15 protein-coding genes are annotated in these 16188 nt (G+C 31.9%); 8 read left to right on the top strand and 7 right to left on the bottom strand.

The genetic code is table 11. From position 1 onward, the window contains the following. Window positions 1-77: 77 nt before the first annotated feature. From AC0L3M_RS05795 to ytxJ, 5 genes are all read right to left on the bottom strand, one after another. On the bottom strand, window positions 78-986 hold the full coding sequence (locus AC0L3M_RS05795; protein ID WP_473432178.1) for a hypothetical protein: 909 nt from the start codon (window positions 984-986) through the stop codon (window positions 78-80). Between the two features lie 94 nt (window positions 987-1080). Next, complete coding sequence (locus AC0L3M_RS05800; protein ID WP_473432179.1) at window positions 1081-1644, bottom strand: hypothetical protein; 564 nt, start codon at window positions 1642-1644, stop codon at window positions 1081-1083. 83 nt (window positions 1645-1727) lie between these two features. After that, window positions 1728-2333 (bottom strand): MarC family protein, encoded by a 606-nt coding sequence (locus AC0L3M_RS05805; protein WP_145001963.1) that lies wholly within the window; start codon window positions 2331-2333, stop codon window positions 1728-1730. 5 nt (window positions 2334-2338) lie between these two features. Then, a complete protein-coding gene (locus AC0L3M_RS05810; RefSeq protein ID WP_473432180.1) occupies window positions 2339-2845 on the bottom strand; it encodes a DUF3124 domain-containing protein in 507 nt (168 codons plus the stop codon). A gap of 4 nt (window positions 2846-2849) precedes the next feature. Then, on the bottom strand, window positions 2850-3230 hold the full coding sequence (gene ytxJ, locus AC0L3M_RS05815) for a bacillithiol system redox-active protein YtxJ (protein ID WP_409994622.1): 381 nt from the start codon (window positions 3228-3230) through the stop codon (window positions 2850-2852). A gap of 268 nt (window positions 3231-3498) precedes the next feature. Here ytxJ and clpB point away from each other — a divergent pair, with 268 nt between their 5' ends. The 3 genes from clpB (at window position 3499) to AC0L3M_RS05830 (ending at window position 8673) form a co-directional block, all read left to right on the top strand. Further along, the gene (gene clpB, locus AC0L3M_RS05820; RefSeq protein WP_473432181.1) at window positions 3499-6108 is read left to right on the top strand and encodes an ATP-dependent chaperone ClpB; all 2610 of its coding nucleotides are present in this window, start codon (window positions 3499-3501) and stop codon (window positions 6106-6108) included. A gap of 148 nt (window positions 6109-6256) precedes the next feature. Further along, window positions 6257-8173 carry a PEP/pyruvate-binding domain-containing protein gene (locus tag AC0L3M_RS05825; RefSeq protein ID WP_473432182.1) on the top strand — a complete coding sequence of 639 codons (1917 nt, stop codon included), beginning with the start codon at window positions 6257-6259 and terminating at the stop codon, window positions 8171-8173. Window positions 8174-8274: 101 nt separating this feature from the next. Beyond that, entirely contained in the window at window positions 8275-8673 is a 399-nt protein-coding gene (locus AC0L3M_RS05830) for a hypothetical protein (RefSeq protein ID WP_473432183.1), read from the top strand. A gap of 32 nt (window positions 8674-8705) precedes the next feature. On the opposite strand, the gene mqo is transcribed toward AC0L3M_RS05830, so the two are convergent. Next, on the bottom strand, window positions 8706-10193 hold the full coding sequence (gene mqo, locus AC0L3M_RS05835; protein ID WP_473432184.1) for a malate dehydrogenase (quinone): 1488 nt from the start codon (window positions 10191-10193) through the stop codon (window positions 8706-8708). Window positions 10194-10298: 105 nt separating this feature from the next. Further along, window positions 10299-10916 carry an OmpW/AlkL family protein gene (locus tag AC0L3M_RS05840; protein WP_473432185.1) on the bottom strand — a complete coding sequence of 206 codons (618 nt, stop codon included), beginning with the start codon at window positions 10914-10916 and terminating at the stop codon, window positions 10299-10301. 179 nt (window positions 10917-11095) lie between these two features. On the opposite strand from AC0L3M_RS05840, the gene deoC reads away from it, so the two are divergent. The 5 genes from deoC (at window position 11096) to AC0L3M_RS05865 (ending at window position 16186) form a co-directional block, all read left to right on the top strand. Next, complete coding sequence (deoC, locus tag AC0L3M_RS05845) at window positions 11096-11767, top strand: deoxyribose-phosphate aldolase (protein WP_473432186.1); 672 nt, start codon at window positions 11096-11098, stop codon at window positions 11765-11767. A 36-nt stretch (window positions 11768-11803) separates the two neighbouring features. Continuing rightward, window positions 11804-12502, top strand: a complete 699-nt coding sequence (deoD, locus tag AC0L3M_RS05850) for a purine-nucleoside phosphorylase (protein WP_473432187.1) — start codon at window positions 11804-11806, stop codon at window positions 12500-12502. Between the two features lie 10 nt (window positions 12503-12512). Then, entirely contained in the window at window positions 12513-13019 is a 507-nt protein-coding gene (locus tag AC0L3M_RS05855) for a GNAT family N-acetyltransferase (protein ID WP_473432188.1), read from the top strand. A gap of 34 nt (window positions 13020-13053) precedes the next feature. Continuing rightward, complete coding sequence (gene smpB, locus AC0L3M_RS05860) at window positions 13054-13512, top strand: SsrA-binding protein SmpB (RefSeq protein ID WP_145001975.1); 459 nt, start codon at window positions 13054-13056, stop codon at window positions 13510-13512. A 205-nt stretch (window positions 13513-13717) separates the two neighbouring features. Then, window positions 13718-16186, top strand: a complete 2469-nt coding sequence (locus tag AC0L3M_RS05865) for a DUF5686 and carboxypeptidase regulatory-like domain-containing protein (RefSeq protein WP_473432189.1) — start codon at window positions 13718-13720, stop codon at window positions 16184-16186. Window positions 16187-16188 lie beyond the last annotated feature (2 nt).

Raw genomic sequence — 16188 nt, forward strand, 5'->3', positions numbered from 1 at the left:
TAGAAAATCCGCGAGGATTTTAGTAAGTAGGCTAGAACTAGCAATAAATTATATACAGTGTTGCCAACTGGCTTTTATTATTCAATTACTACATTTTGTTCAGATGTAGTAGTCATTTTCATTTTCATAGTCATTTTTTCATTGACTTTAATTGTCATATTCATTGGTAATTCGGATTTGTATTTTGTCAAATAATTCTCTTCAATATCAAATTCCGATATTCCTGTTCCAGATCCACTTGCAATTATGTTTAATTGCTCTTGACTCATATCCAAACCTACAGTTTGTTTAATGTCAAAATATGCTTTTCCATTTTTAATTTCAGTTAGTAAATATTCCATATTTATTTTCACAGAAATTGGGTTCATACCTTCCATTGGAATTGTCATTGGAATTTCACTATTAAATTTGTCACCAACTTTCATTGGTTTTTCGGGAAATTTAATTGTCTGTTGAACACTTGCCAAAGTTGTCTTCAATATATTTCTCATTTGTTGAGAAACTTTGTCTCCAATAATAGTATCTACTTTGAACTTATTCTCAATGTCATATTTTCCTAAAATTTTCATTCCAGAATATGGCTTTTCTTCAGTCGTTGTTTTTCCACTGATTGTTGTTTTAGAAATCATTTTTCCATATTCCATTGTCGCAGGAAATTCTCCGTTTTTATCAAGGTTTTGAGTGATAATATCAGTCGCCATATTTGTTTCACTTTCCGTAATCATTGGCAATTCAATTCCTTGACTTTTTATTCTGTCAATTATTTCTTTATCTGCAACAAATTCAATTTCGGTATGAGAAGTTGTTTTGACTTGGGTTTTATATTTTTTGTTTGGTTTGAATTTAGTTTTGAAAACAACGCTTTCTTGAGCGCAACTTGTTATTGATATTAAAATGAATAAAATGAAGGTTAATTTTCTTGTCATAGGTTTCTGTTCAGCTTGTTGCCAACGGTTTTGTATATGGTTTGTTGCGTGTGTAAACAACTAATTTAGCAAATAAAAACGGAATAGAAAATTCGGAAGAATTTTCGTAAGCAAGCTAGAACTAGCAATAAATTATATACGGTGTTGTAACACGTTATTTTTGTCCTAATATATCTAATTTCTTAATCACATCATTTCTATAATATCCAATTGTCACAAACTTCTCGTTTTTCAGATACAGAAAATCAATATAACTTCTTTCGTCCTCTGATTCGCAAACAAAGAGTTTATATGTTATATTTTCATTCGTAACGTAATTTAGAGTATAACAATTTTCTGGACTCCAATCTTTAAATTCAAAAATTTGTAGTTTATTGTAGTCCATACAACTCAAAATCTCTTTAATCTTATTTTCGTTTAAAATAACTTTAGATTTTATTTCTGGTTTACCATTTATGATTTTGCTCGTAACTAATATTTCTTTTAAATCAGTAGCATTTAATATTTTAAAATCAGTGTAATGTCTTTCTGACTCAGTTAAGTTTGGATAATCATAAAGTGTGTTTTTTAAATTAAAACCACCAATTAAAATCGCAACACAAGATATTATCACAGAAATTTTATTTTTCCATTGTGTTATTACGGAATATATTCCTACAATTATAAAAATTAATGGTATGATTGAATGAAGAAGTTTATAAAATAAGATACTGTCCATTAATTTCAGAAGTACTTTGGTTTTAATGTGTTACATCAAACATATAAACTCCCAAATAATATCAGAAGCCAATTAATTAATAGTTAAGCAAAAAAATCTTTTAAGCCACTCAGTATACTTTGTACTGCATATGAGGCTAATATTAATCCCATAATTTTACTTATTACGGTAATACCATACTCGCCAACCTTTTCTTGCACAACATTTGCTGCTAAAAGTAATAGCGATGTAATTGCAACAACAACTAAAACTAATAAAATAGTTATGGTTTGCTGCTCTATTGTATAAACATGATTATCGGTCATTAAAACCACAGCCATTATGGCTCCTGGAGACGCTATGGATGGTATAGCTACAGGAAAAATAGTGACGTGTTTATAATCTTTAATTAAATGTTTTTCGGTTTCTGGTTTACCATCTCCAAAAATCATTGTTAAAGCAAACAAAAATAAGATCACACCTCCAGAAATCTGAAACGCATCTAAAGTGACTTGCATACCTTCTAAAATAAATTGACCAATAACCATAAAAAACAGAAGTACAAAAAACGCAACAATACTAGCTCTGATGGCCACACGTTTTTTATATTTTTTATCAAAATTTTTAGTAGCTTCTAAATAAACAGGTACTGATCCTAATGGATCAATTACTGCAATTAAAAATAATATAGTTGTTAAAATGTCTTTCATATTTATTACTCGATTTCAACACCTTTAGTTGTAAAAGACAAACCTTGTTGTCCTGAGGTAGAGATCATCACTGCTTCAAAATAAGGCGGTTTTGCATCTTTAGACGCTAACCAATCAAAAACAAAATTAGCACCTGTACCACCTTCTATATCTCTTTCATTAATAACAATTTCAATAGTTTGCATTGGATTTACATAAATCGTTTCGGTAAAATACACTTTAATTAAATCCCCTTTTGTATTATAAAAATCTGCTTCTTTTATAAAAATAGTATCCTTTTTATTAATATTTCTAATACTAACAGTTGCTGTCAAATCATGGCGTTTATGCTCTGTAACACTATATATTTGCGAGTACACAGATAAATATGTTGACCCAGAAACTAACGAGTCACTAAGTGGTTTATTCCATTGCATCGCTTTCCAATTATTAGAAGCTACATAGACGTCTTCCTGTTCAGTTTCGCAACTAAAAGTGACTAACACGATAATAAAAAGCAATACATATCTCATAATTTTAAATAAATTTAGTTAAATCAATCTCATTTATTGCACCATGACTAGCATGTGCCACCACTACTCCATTTTTTATCACTAATAATTGTGGACTTTGGTGCATTACCTGAAACTTATAACCAGTCTCATTAGAGACTTCTCTGTAGCTTAATAAGTCTAGATAATATAAATCTAAATTAGCATCCACGTCAAACGCAGCAACAAACTGGTTCATAACCATACTACTTATTCCACAACGTGTAGAATGCTTAAATATAACCTGTGTTTTACCAAGTGATAAACGCTCTATCTCTGATAACTGAGACACTTCGGTTAAATTTTTCCATGGTAATACTTTCTCTTCTTTTGGCGCTTTTGATCCTCCAAATAATTTTCCAAACATAATAATTTCTTTTTAGCAAATTAAGGCTATAAGTTAAACAAAAATATCATTTTTATGATACATATCATAGATTATGTCGAAAGGTTTTGATTAACTTACATAGAAATAAAACGAAACCACCAACTGACTAAAAGTCAGCTAAAAACCACGCTAAAGCGACATTTTGTCTTGCAATTACAATTGGTAAGGTAATTGAAATATAGCACTCGTAAACGATAATAAACTTAAGGTTTTCGCTTACGCGGAAATTAAAAAACACATACTATATATGAACCCAGATAATTATACAATCAAATCGCAAGAAGCCATACAGCGCGCACAGCAGATTGCGCAAAGTTATGGTCATCAACAAATAGAAAATGAACACTTTTTTAAAGCCATTTTTGAGGTTGATGAAAACGTATTACCATTCATCTTAAAAAAATTGAATGTCAATCTTAATGTTTTAGAACTAGCATTAGATAAGCAACTAGAAAGTTTTCCAAAAGTTACAGGAGCAGATTTAATGCTGTCTCGTGAAGCTAGCAAAACACTAAACGAAGCGTCTATTATTGCCAAAGCAATGAATGACGACTATGTATCTATAGAGCATTTTATTCTAGCAGTCTTTAAATCCAAAAGCAAAATAGCACAGATGCTAAAAGACCAAGGCGTAACAGAAAAAGGTTTAAAAGCAGCTATTGACGAGCTTAGAAAAGGAGATCGTGTTACCTCACAAAGCCAAGAGGAAACCTACAACTCCCTTAACAAATACGCTAAAAATCTAAACAAATTAGCCAGAGACGGAAAATTAGATCCAGTTATTGGTCGTGATGAAGAAATTAGAAGAATACTTCAAATTTTATCCCGTCGTACTAAAAACAATCCAATCTTAGTTGGTGAACCTGGAACTGGTAAAACTGCTATTGCAGAAGGTTTAGCTCACAGAATTGTGGATGGTGACGTCCCAGAAAACCTAGTCGATAAGCAAATTTTTGCGCTAGATATGGGTGCACTTATTGCAGGTGCTAAATTTAAAGGAGAATTTGAAGAGCGTCTTAAAGCAGTTATAAAAGAAGTAACGGAAAGCGAAGGTGACATTGTACTATTTATTGACGAAATACACACCTTAGTTGGTGCTGGTGGCGGACAAGGTGCAATGGATGCTGCAAACATTTTAAAACCTGCTTTAGCTCGTGGAGAACTGCGCGCTATTGGAGCAACCACTTTGGATGAGTACCAAAAATATTTTGAAAAAGACAAAGCCTTAGAGCGTCGTTTCCAGAAAGTAATGGTAGATGAACCTGATACAGAAAGTGCCATTTCTATTTTAAGAGGAATTAAAGAAAAATACGAAACACACCATAAAGTACGAATAAAAGATGATGCTATTATTGGTGCTGTAGAGTTATCTCAACGTTACATAACTAACAGATTTTTGCCAGATAAAGCAATTGATTTAATGGATGAAGCTGCTGCTAAAATGCGCATGGAAATCAACTCAAAACCAGAAGAACTTGATGTTTTAGACAGAAAAGTGATGCAATTAGAGATTGAAATTGAAGCAATTAAGCGTGAAAAAGACGAAAGTAAATTAAAAATATTACAATCTGATTTAGCTAACTTAAAAGAAGAGCGCAACGAGATTAATGCAAAATGGATTAGCGAAAAAGAAGTTGTAGATAACATCCAAAACAGAAAGCAAGACATCGAAAACTTTAAGCTTGAAGCTGAAAAAGCAGAACGTGATGGAGATTATGGTAAGGTTGCCGAGTTGCGTTACGGTAAGATTAAAGAAGCGCAGGAAGCTTTAGAAAAATTACAGAAGGATTTGGCTGATAACCAATCTGAAAATTCTTTAATTAAAGAAGAAGTTACTTATGAGGATATTGCCGAAGTTGTTGCTAAATGGACAGGTATTCCTGTTACCAAAATGCTACAAGGCGATCGCGAAAAGCTATTAAATCTTGAAAACGAATTACACAAACGTGTGGTTGGTCAAGAAGAAGCTATTGTTGCAGTTAGTGATGCTGTAAGACGTAGTCGTGCTGGTTTACAAAACCCTGAAAAACCAATCGGAACCTTCCTGTTTTTAGGTACCACTGGAGTTGGTAAAACAGAGTTGGCTAAAGCATTAGCAGAATACCTTTTTGATGATGAAAGTGCAATGACTAGAATTGATATGAGCGAGTACCAAGAACGTCATGCGGTTAGCAGACTAGTTGGGGCACCTCCAGGATATGTTGGTTATGACGAAGGTGGACAGTTAACCGAAGCTGTTAGACGTAAACCTTATTCTGTAGTACTTTTAGACGAAATTGAAAAAGCGCATCCTGATACTTTTAATATTTTATTACAAGTATTGGATGAAGGACATTTAACGGACAATAAAGGTCGTATTGCAGATTTTAAAAACACTATTATAATTATGACATCCAATATGGGTAGTCAGATAATACAAGAGCGTTTTGATGCTGTAAAAGATGTAGATACTGCAATAGAAGGTGCAAAAGTAGATGTTTTAGCATTATTAAAACAAACGGTTAGACCAGAGTTTATAAACCGTATTGACGACATCATCATGTTTACACCTTTAACGCAAGATAATATCACCCAAATTGTAGGATTACAACTAAAAGGTATTTCTAAAATGATAGCAAAACAAGGGATTACATTTGATGCAACACCTGAAGCTATTGCATATTTAGCAGACAAAGGTTATAATCCAGAATATGGTGCAAGACCTGTAAAACGTGTAATACAAAAAGACGTACTTAATCAATTAAGTAAAGAGATTTTATCAGGAAAAGTAACAACAGACAGCATTATTTTACTAGATGCTTTTGATGGCGAATTAGTCTTTAGAAATCAAAATGATTTAGTAACTGAAGAACTGTAATCACAAAGTTCTGTTAACATAAAATAAACCGTAAAATAGTACGTTTTAATTATGGTTGGTTAGTTGAAAAGCAACACAATACTTTACAAAAGTGGCGTGTTGCTTTTTTTGTTCTATATTGTAATTCTCTAATAAAAAACCACTTAGCTTGATTACATCCCAAATTAAAAAACATCTTGTCGTTCTTTTCATATTAACCTCAACATTTGTTTTATCTCAATCTAAATTTAAACGTGTTTTAACGTCACAAACCGATTTTAATGCACTAAAAACAACACCAAATACTAATAAGTACGGAAATGTTGATGCGTTAAAAGTCGTTTTTGATATTAAAGAACAACAACTCTATTTTATTAATAGTAAAAACTACAAATACCATTACCATTTTTGTAAAGGCTATTTGGAAATACCAGAAACCTTAAAAGAATTTAATAATTCTAATTACAAAGCACAACATAAAAATAAACGCTTTTTATTAGGAAACATCAACCACTATTTAGCAAACGACACATACAACCTAGAGCTTTCTCCTATTGATGATATGCAAATCGCAGATGTAAAAATCTTTTTTGAAGCCATCAAAAAAGCAACCTATTTCAAAAATTTTAATTTCTTTTTAAATACTGCAAGATTAGAACAACTAGATGCTGTTTTGGACATTCCTACAATATCAGCTTCAGATTTATATGGAGACCAAACGTATCAGGCGGTAAGTGTACAAAAAAGCTATGGCTGTTTAAAGTTTGTTGATGTTGATTCGTTAAAACAAAACAACATTGGTAAACATGATATTATTGTCATTAACCAACCTATCTTAGAGTTGCCAATAACCGCTGGTGTTATAACTACTATTCTTCAAACGCCTTTAAGTCACATTTCCGTTTTAGGAAAAAATAGACAAATTCCAATTGCAGCTTATACTAAAGCCATGCAATCTGATGTTTTAAGAAACTTTGACAATCAATACGTCTCTTTTGAAGTCGCTTTAGACACCTTTTACATCAAACCAATCTCTAAAGAACTGTTTGAAAGAAAAACAAAGAAACAGAAAAAAGCACCTTTATTTCTAGAAAAAAATTTAGATGTAAAAACACTAATTAATGCTGACAATTTAAGTCAAAACTCAATTAACACTGTTGGAGGCAAAGCAGCTAACTTTGGTGTTTTATATGACTTAGCTAAAAAAGAAGCCTTTAAAATTCCAGAATCTGCTTTTGCCATTCCGTTTTACTATTATGAAACACATCTAAAAACATCTGGAGCAGACACTTTAGTCAAACAAATGATTTATGATTTTAAAATCAATCAAGATGTTAATAAATTAACCGAGCAATTAAAAACAATTCAAAAACTAATAAAAAAAACAACTTTAGATCCTGATTTAATATCTAAAGTCGATGCTAAAATTAAAAGTTTAGGAGACGAAACACGCTTGCGATTTAGAAGCTCGACAAACGCAGAAGATATTGTTGGGTTTTCTGGAGCAGGATTGTACGACTCTAAAACAGGAATTGTTGGTAGTAAGAAAAAATCGATTGAAAAAGCCATCAAAAAAGTATGGTCAAGTTTATGGTACAAACGTGCCTTTTTAGAACGTGACTACTTCAATATTGACCAAAATAGTATTGCAATGGGTATTTTAGTGCATCGCTCCTTCCCTAACGAGAAAGCCAATGGTGTTGCTATTACCAAAAATTTATATCGTAAAAACTACTTAGGTAATGTTATAAATGTACAAGTTGGAGATGCTAGTGTTGTTAAACCTGAAAATGGTGTGACCTGCGATCAAGTTATATGCTACTCTGGATCGTCTTCTAAATTATATAACGAAAAACGTATTGTCGAAATCATATCACACTCTAACCTTAACAATGGTAAACTAGTGATGACTGAAGCCGAAATTATTACACTATCCGAACAATTAGAAAAAATCAAAAAACACTATTACTATAACGTGTATAAATCCAAACAGAAGTATTTAGACTTTGGTTTGGATATCGAGTTTAAATTGGATGGAGAAAACCGAGAGTTATATATAAAGCAAGTCCGTTATTTTAATGATTAAATTCTATTTTTAAAGATTAAAAACTTAATATCATATTTTACTAACTCCCATTAAATTACTTTCTTTAAACGTGTACTTTTTTATTAAACACCTTACAAGTTATGGGATTATTTCATTTTTACGATATTGGAAATACAGAAATTTACGTTTTTGATGATTTTATAATTAAACAAGTAAAAGAAGGTGTGTTTATAGACATACAAGATGTTAAGCAATTAGTAGAAATAATTGACAAACATTTTAAATCTAAAAAATTTGGATTTATTTCTAATCGTGTAACCTCTTATACAATTAACCCCTTAACTTATTCCGAAGCTAATAAAATAGATAATTTAATTGTCTTTGCTGTTATAACAAATGACGCTAAAATGCGTGAAACCTCAGAGTTTGAAAATAAATTTCATAATAAACCTTTTAGTGTTTTTGAAAATTTAAGCGATGCTATACTCTGGATTAATGACGCACTTAAACAAAACAACAAACCACTTGCACTTCCTTGAAAGAAAAATAATACCTGTACTTAACTACAGTATTACAATTTTAGTGCTTTTTTACTTTTTTCTAATTGCGCCTTAAACAATACTTCGGTCACCTCAGCATTATAAAAAGGAATCATTTTATCCATAACAGCCTTACCTTCATTTGAATGTAAAATCTCTGGAAAGGCTTTTTCTAATACTTGTAACATTACTGACGTTGCTGTTGATGCTCCTGGACTCGCTCCCAACAAACAAGTAACACTTCCATCTTTACTGCTTACTACTTCTGTACCAAATTGTAAAACACCACCTTCAAATTCGTCCTTTTTAATAATTTGAACACGTTGTCCAGCTACTAAAATTTCCCAATCGTCACTATTAGCATCTTTAACAAATTTGCGTAATTCCTTCATGCGGTCTTCATGAGAGGATGTTACTTGCTCTATCAAATATTTAGTCAAAGGTAGATTATGCCAAAACGCACCTAATAAAGGTGAGATATTATCAAATTTAACCGATTTTAATAAATCAAAATTAGACCCTTCTTTTAAAAATTTAGGACTAAGTCCCGCAAAAGGACCAAATAGCAATTCGCGTTTTCCGTTTATATAACGTGTATCTAAATGCGGTGTGGACATTGGTGGATCACCAAGTCCAGCCTTACTATATACTTTAGCATTATGCTGGTTAATAATAGCTTCATTTTTACAAACTAACCATTCTCCACTTATAGGAAAACCACCATATCCTTCTTTTTCTTCAATTTCTACTTTTTGCAATAAAAGAAGACTTCCTCCTCCTGCTCCAATAAAAACATGTTTAGATTCTAGATTATATTTTTGGTTAGTTTCAAGATTCTCCATCTCTACCGTCCAATCAATATCTGGACTTGGATCAATATCTTTAACTTCCATATTACAATACACTGGTGTATCAAATTTGGTTTCTAAAATATTGAATAATGTTTTTGTTAACGTCCCATAATTAACCTCTGTACCTCTGTCAATTCTGGACGCAGCCATAACCTCATCTTCATCTCTGTTATGCATAATTAACGGAAACCAGTCTTTCATTTTATTTTTATCCTTAGTAAACTGGATCGTATCAAACATAAAATGATGTTTCATGGTGTTAAAACGCTGCTCTAAATATGTAGCATTTTCTTCACCTAAAACCCAACTATGATGTGGAACTGCAGCAATAAAACTATCAGGATTGTCTATTAAACCAAGCGCTACTAAATAGCTCCAAAACTGTTTAGACTCTTCAAACTGTTGGCAAATTTTTATGGCTTTATCAATAACAACTTTCCCATCTTCTTCAGGACAATAATTAAGTTCGCAGAGTGCAGAATGTCCTGTACCTGCATTATTCCAAGCAGCAGAACTTTCCTGAGCCACCTCACTAAGACGCTCGACAATCAACACTTTTAAATCCGGTTTTAAAATCTTGGACATTAATGCCAAAGTAGCACTCATAATTCCGCCTCCAACACAAATTAAATCGTATTCCTGTGTACTGTCTAGTTTAGCTTTGCTCATTCCAAATTATATTTTTTTAAATATAAATAAGTCAAACGAGAAAATAAGTTTGAAACAAAAAAAGACTACAAATTGTAGTCTTTTTTTATATAGTGTATTTTTAAATTAAAGCTTTACACCAATCCCTAAACCAATAATTAAAGGGTTAATATCCACCTCTACAGGTATTACAGCCTCACCTGCATTTACCGTCACATCTGTACTAAGTAATAATTGTTTAACGTCTAAATTTAAAAACCATTTATCGTTTAAATTATAGTCAATTCCTGCTTGAAATGAAAAGCCTACCGAGTTTTCATAATCCATACCCACAACATCTCCAGCATCTTCTCCATAAAAAATAGTATAGTTTACACCTGCTCCAACGTAAGGTTTAAAATCTCCTGAATAAAAATGATATTGCACATTTAAAGTTGGAGGTAATAACCAAATATGACCTAAATCCAAACCTTCAACCTCAACCTCATGTTTAGTGGTTGCCAAAATAAGCTCTGCAGCCCAATGCTTGGTAAAAAAATAAGTAAAGTCAACCTCTGGAATTACAGTCGTAGAAATATCAACATCTGCGCCTTCAAGATTATCTCCAGGAGAAGGGATTACAGTTGCTACTCTAAAACGAGCTTGCCAAGTATTAAAATCAGAATCGTTAGAAGGTGCATCTTGCGCTTTTACACTAAATGATAATAGTAATAGTAACACAAAGGGTATAATTATTTTTTTCATAATAAATTAAATTAGTTGTTTTTGTATACTGCAAATTTAAGTGAGACTTAAAACACAAAAGCTGACTTATGTCATTGTTTAAGTAAGTTTATTTAACGTTTTTGCAGCATGTAGTTTGATAAAATGCTTTAACTTATTTAATCAAAAAACAACTAACTTTATATCTTAATATTTTTTAGATGAAACCATTAAGTAAATACATAGATCACACCATTTTAAAAGCAACTGCAACTAAAGCAGATATTATACAATTGTGTCAAGAAGCAATACAACAACAATTTTTCTCTGTTTGTGTCAATAGCTGTTATGTTAGTTTGGCTAAAGCCGAATTAAAAGATAGCGATGTTAAAGTGTGTAGTGTTATTGGTTTTCCTTTGGGAGCCATGAGTACTATTGCTAAAGTTGAAGAAACTAAACAAGCTTTAAAAGATGGTGCAGATGAGATTGATATGGTTTTAAATATAGGTTTACTTAAAAGTGAAGCTTTTGAGGCTGTATTTGAAGATATTGAGGCTGTAAAAAAAGCGATGCCAAACAATACATTAAAAGTAATTTTAGAAACTTGTTATCTTGATAACCAAGAAATAAGTGAAGCTAGTAAATTAGCCATTAAGGCTAAAGCCGAATTTATAAAAACCTCAACAGGTTTTGGTACTTCTGGTGCTACTATTGAAGCTATAACTATAATGAAAGAAGCCATTAATAATGGTATTACAAAAATAAAAGCTTCTGGAGGTATTAGAGACACTGACACTGCATTACAATACATAAATCTAGGTGTTGACCGTATTGGAACGTCCAACGGAATTGCAATTGTGACAGGCAAGGCATCAGGAGATAAAAGTTATTAAACACTAGGCTATTCATTTCAACTAAATAAAAAAAACATGAGTATACATATTGGAGCCGAAAAAGGCGATGTTGCAGAAACTATTTTATTACCAGGAGACCCTTTACGTGCTAAATGGATTGCCACAACATTTTTTGAAAACCCTGTTTGCTTTAACGAAGTTAGAGGTATGCTAGGTTACACTGGTACGTATCAAGGTAAACGTGTCTCTGTAATGGGAACAGGAATGGGTGTACCAAGTATATCTATTTATGCTCATGAGTTGATTACACAATTTGGCGTAAAAAACCTGATTCGTGTTGGTAGTGCTGGATCGTACCAAAAACACATCAAAATTAGAGATGTCGTATTGGCTATGGCTGCCTCATCAAACTCTGGTGTAAACGAGCTTAGATTTGGAGGAGCGGATTACGCACCTACAGCTAGTTTTGAATTGTTTCAAAAAGCAGTAGAAGCTGCTAAAAATAAAAATATTACTATTAAAGCTGGTAATGTTTTTACTTCTGACGAGTTTTATGCAGACGATTTTGAGTCCTATAAAAAATGGAGTAAATTTGGTGTGCTTTGTGTCGAGATGGAAACTGCTGGTTTATATACCGTAGCTGCCAAACACAATGTTAATGCTTTAACTATTTGTACCATATCAGACTCATTAGTTACTGGAGAAAAAACAACTAGTAAAGAGCGCGAAACTACTTTTAAAGACATGATAGATATTGCTTTGGAGTTAGCTTAAAACTGATCGTTTGAAATTACATTTACAACCCATTACATTAGCCAAACACGATGCATTATTGCAATTAATGCAACGCATTTATCCTCCTGCTTACCAACACTTATGGATAAACAATGATTGTAACTGGTACATAAACTCGCAATATAATTTAAAACAACTCAATACAGAGTTACAAGACAAAAACGCCAATTATTATTTTGTAGAATACAATAACAAAACCATTGGCATTTTAAGATTAGTGCATCAAAAACCATTAAAGACCACAAAACTACATCGCTTATATTTAGACCAAGCGTATCAAGGTTTAGGTTTAGGCCAACAATTAATGCAATTAAGCTATGACATAGCAACAGATAATCTATCCAAATCCATTTGGTTAGAAGCTATGGACACACAATTACAGGCGTTACACTTTTATAAAAAATGTGGTTTTAAAATCGTGGACTCTTATACATTAGATTTTGATTTAATTTTAGATCAATTTAGAGGCATGCATAAAATGACTAAACAATTATAATTACTTTAACTTCAATTTTATTAGCTTTGCACTAATGCAAAAAAAGATAAACATACTTAATAAAAAGGCTAAATTTCAATATGAAATTTTAGACAAATACACTGCTGGAATTGTTTTATCCGGAACAGAGATTAAATCCATTAGAAACAGTCAAGCGTCTATTGCCGAATCTTTTTGCGAGTTTAATGAGCAAGGCGAATTGTTTGTTATTAACATGAATATCCAGGAATATGCATTTGGTAACTATTATAACCATAGACCAAAAGCAGAACGTAAATTGTTACTTAACAAACGTGAACTTAAAAAATTATTAAAAGAGGTAAACACCTCTGGTTTAACAATCATTCCGTTACGTTTATTTTTAAATGAAAAAGGGTTAGCTAAATTAGATATTGCTTTAGCTAAAGGAAAAAAACTTTACGATAAACGCGAAACGCTTAAGGATAGAGATAATAAACGTGATTTAGATCGTATTAAAAAATCTTTCAACTAAACATTAGTTTTACTTATGCTGCTTCCGTTTTATGCTTTAGTTTCGACTAAAACAAAAATAGCAGACCTTTCTTTTTTTATTTTTCTTCAAGAAAAACTTTATAATTTTTATAACAATATTCAATTTCAATAAGTTATATGTTTGAGGCTAGGCAACCTTTTTATAAAAATGTGCGTCTATACTATTAAACAACCAACTTAAAAAAATGAAATATTCTTTACTTACACTATTTACTTTAGTTAGCAGTTTTGCTTTTGCACAAATTACAGGTACTGTAACATCCAACCAAAACAACCCACTGCCTGTAGTCAATATTTTTATTGAAAACACGTACACTGGTACTACAACCAATAATGATGGTAATTACATATTGGACCTTTCAAAAACGGGAGAGTACACCATTACCTTTCAATACTTAGGTTATAAGACTATAAAAAAACAAGTTAATGTTACAAAGTTTCCGTTTGTGCTTGATGTTGTTTTAGTAGAAGAAGACATTAACTTAGATGAGGTTGTAATAAATTCGGATGAAAATCCAGCAAATGCAATTATCAGACAGACTATTGCTAAACGTAAAGAAAATCTAAATAAACTTAAATCGTTTAAAGCCGAGTTTTACTCAAGAGGATTACTAAAAATGGTCAATGTCCCAGAAAAAATTATGGGTCAAGAGGTTGGTGATTTGGATGGTGCATTAGACTCGACCAGAACTGGTATTGTCTATTTATCTGAGACAATATCCAAACTAGAATACCAATCTCCTAAACCTATCAAAGAAACTATTGTCGCTTCTAAAATTAGTGGAGACAGCAATGGTTTTAGTTTTAATAATGCAACTGACGTCGAATTTAATTTTTATCAAAACACCTTTGAGTTAGGTAGCGAGATTGTATCTCCTATTGCTGACTTTGCCTTTAACTATTACAAATACAAACTAGTCGGTACGTTTTACGACGACTTAGGCAACCTTATTAATAAAATTGAATTACTTGCTAAACGTAAAAATGATAAAGCATTTGGAGGCTTTATATACATCGTAGAAGACCAATGGAGTTTGTTTGGTACAGACGTTACACTAACTGGACAACAAGCGCAAATACCAGCTGTGGACCTATTTAAAATTAAACAAACCTTTACCTATTACGACCAAGAAAAACAATGGGTTAAAACCACACAATTATTTGATTTTGAGTTTGGAATATTTGGCTTTAATGGTGATGGTCGTTTTACAGCTGCTTATAGTGATTATGATTTTAACCCTAATTTTGATAAAAAGAATTTTACAAGAGAAGTACTTTCGTTTCAAGATAATGCCAATAAAAAAGACTCATTATATTGGGATACAAAAAGACCTGTCCCTTTAACTACTGTTGAGGCTAATGACTATGTTAGAAGGGATAGCATACAATTAATCAGAGAATCAAAAACCTATTTAGACTCTGTTGACCAAGTTGACAACAAGTTTAAAATTAGTGATATTTTAGGTGGTTATAGTTATCGTGACTCGTATAACAAAACGTATTTTAATATCTCCTCTCCTATTACTAAACTAGGTTTTAACACAGTACAAGGTTGGAATGGATCATTAACCGCAAGCTATACTAAGCGTTTTAAAGACGATAGTCCAGAGTATTTTAATATGTCATCTACTATTAATTATGGCGAGTCTGAGGACAGATTAAGAGCTACAGGAATTATTAATTACAGATTTGATAAAAAAAACAGAGCATTTGTGTCCTTATCAGGAGGTAGTAAAGTTGAGCAGTTTAATCCTAGCCTAACTAGTTTAGATTTCTTAAACACATCATATTCCCTTTGGGCCGAAAAAAATTATCTAAAAATCTACGATCGTAATTTTGCACAATTAAATTATAGTCAAGAGTTGCTAAACGGTTTACATGTGTACTCTGACCTAAGTTATAATGATCGTAAACCATTATTTAACACTACAGATCAAACTTGGCAACCTCAAGATAACAGAGACTACACTAGTAACAATCCATTAGATCCAACTGCAAATGGTGTAGCCTCTTTTGATGCGCACAATATCATGAAGTTTAATCTTAATACACGTATTAACTTTGGACAAAATTACATGAGTTACCCATTTGGAAAATACAACCTTCCTAATAGTAAAATACCGACATTATATCTAGGTTACGAAAAAGGTTTTGGAAGTAGTAACGCTGATTATAATTTTGATCAATTTAAAGCTCAAATTTACCAAAGCTTAAACCTAGGTAACAAAGGTGATTTAACTTACTTAGCAAAAGGAGGAATATTTAATAATGCAGACGATATTGCTTTTGTAGACTACCACCATTTTAATGGTAATCAAACCAATACGGTTATAGATGGCAATTACATAAATGCCTTTAAAATACTACCATATTACGCTTTAAGTACTAATAAGGCTTACGCCGAATTTCATGCAGAACACAACTTTAAAGGATACATTTTAAACAAAATTCCGTTACTAAATAAGCTTAATTTTAATTTGGTAGCTGGATTTAATGCAGCAGCAACTAAAGAAAACAAACCATACACCGAATACTCGCTTGGATTAAGCAATTTAGGTTGGGGTAAAATGCGTTTTTTACGTGTAGATTATGTGCGTGCCTACCAAGGAAGCGGTTTGGTTAACGATACCTTTATGTTTGGGTTTAGTTTTTAATA

It is taken from the genome of Olleya sp. KJ81-1, from assembly GCF_055808135.1.

Coding starts and splice junctions, on each gene's coding strand:
- AC0L3M_RS05810 (WP_473432180.1), bottom strand. CDS start 2,845: ATGAGATATGTATTGCTTTTTATTATCGTGTTAGTCACTTTTAGTTGC.
- clpB (WP_473432181.1), top strand. CDS start 3,499: ATGAACCCAGATAATTATACAATCAAATCGCAAGAAGCCATACAGCGC.
- AC0L3M_RS05840 (WP_473432185.1), bottom strand. CDS start 10,916: ATGAAAAAAATAATTATACCCTTTGTGTTACTATTACTATTATCATTT.
- ytxJ (WP_409994622.1), bottom strand. CDS start 3,230: ATGTTTGGAAAATTATTTGGAGGATCAAAAGCGCCAAAAGAAGAGAAA.
- AC0L3M_RS05805 (WP_145001963.1), bottom strand. CDS start 2,333: ATGAAAGACATTTTAACAACTATATTATTTTTAATTGCAGTAATTGAT.
- deoD (WP_473432187.1), top strand. CDS start 11,804: ATGAGTATACATATTGGAGCCGAAAAAGGCGATGTTGCAGAAACTATT.
- mqo (WP_473432184.1), bottom strand. CDS start 10,193: ATGAGCAAAGCTAAACTAGACAGTACACAGGAATACGATTTAATTTGT.
- AC0L3M_RS05865 (WP_473432189.1), top strand. CDS start 13,718: ATGAAATATTCTTTACTTACACTATTTACTTTAGTTAGCAGTTTTGCT.
- AC0L3M_RS05800 (WP_473432179.1), bottom strand. CDS start 1,644: ATGGACAGTATCTTATTTTATAAACTTCTTCATTCAATCATACCATTA.
- AC0L3M_RS05830 (WP_473432183.1), top strand. CDS start 8,275: ATGGGATTATTTCATTTTTACGATATTGGAAATACAGAAATTTACGTT.
- deoC (WP_473432186.1), top strand. CDS start 11,096: ATGAAACCATTAAGTAAATACATAGATCACACCATTTTAAAAGCAACT.
- smpB (WP_145001975.1), top strand. CDS start 13,054: ATGCAAAAAAAGATAAACATACTTAATAAAAAGGCTAAATTTCAATAT.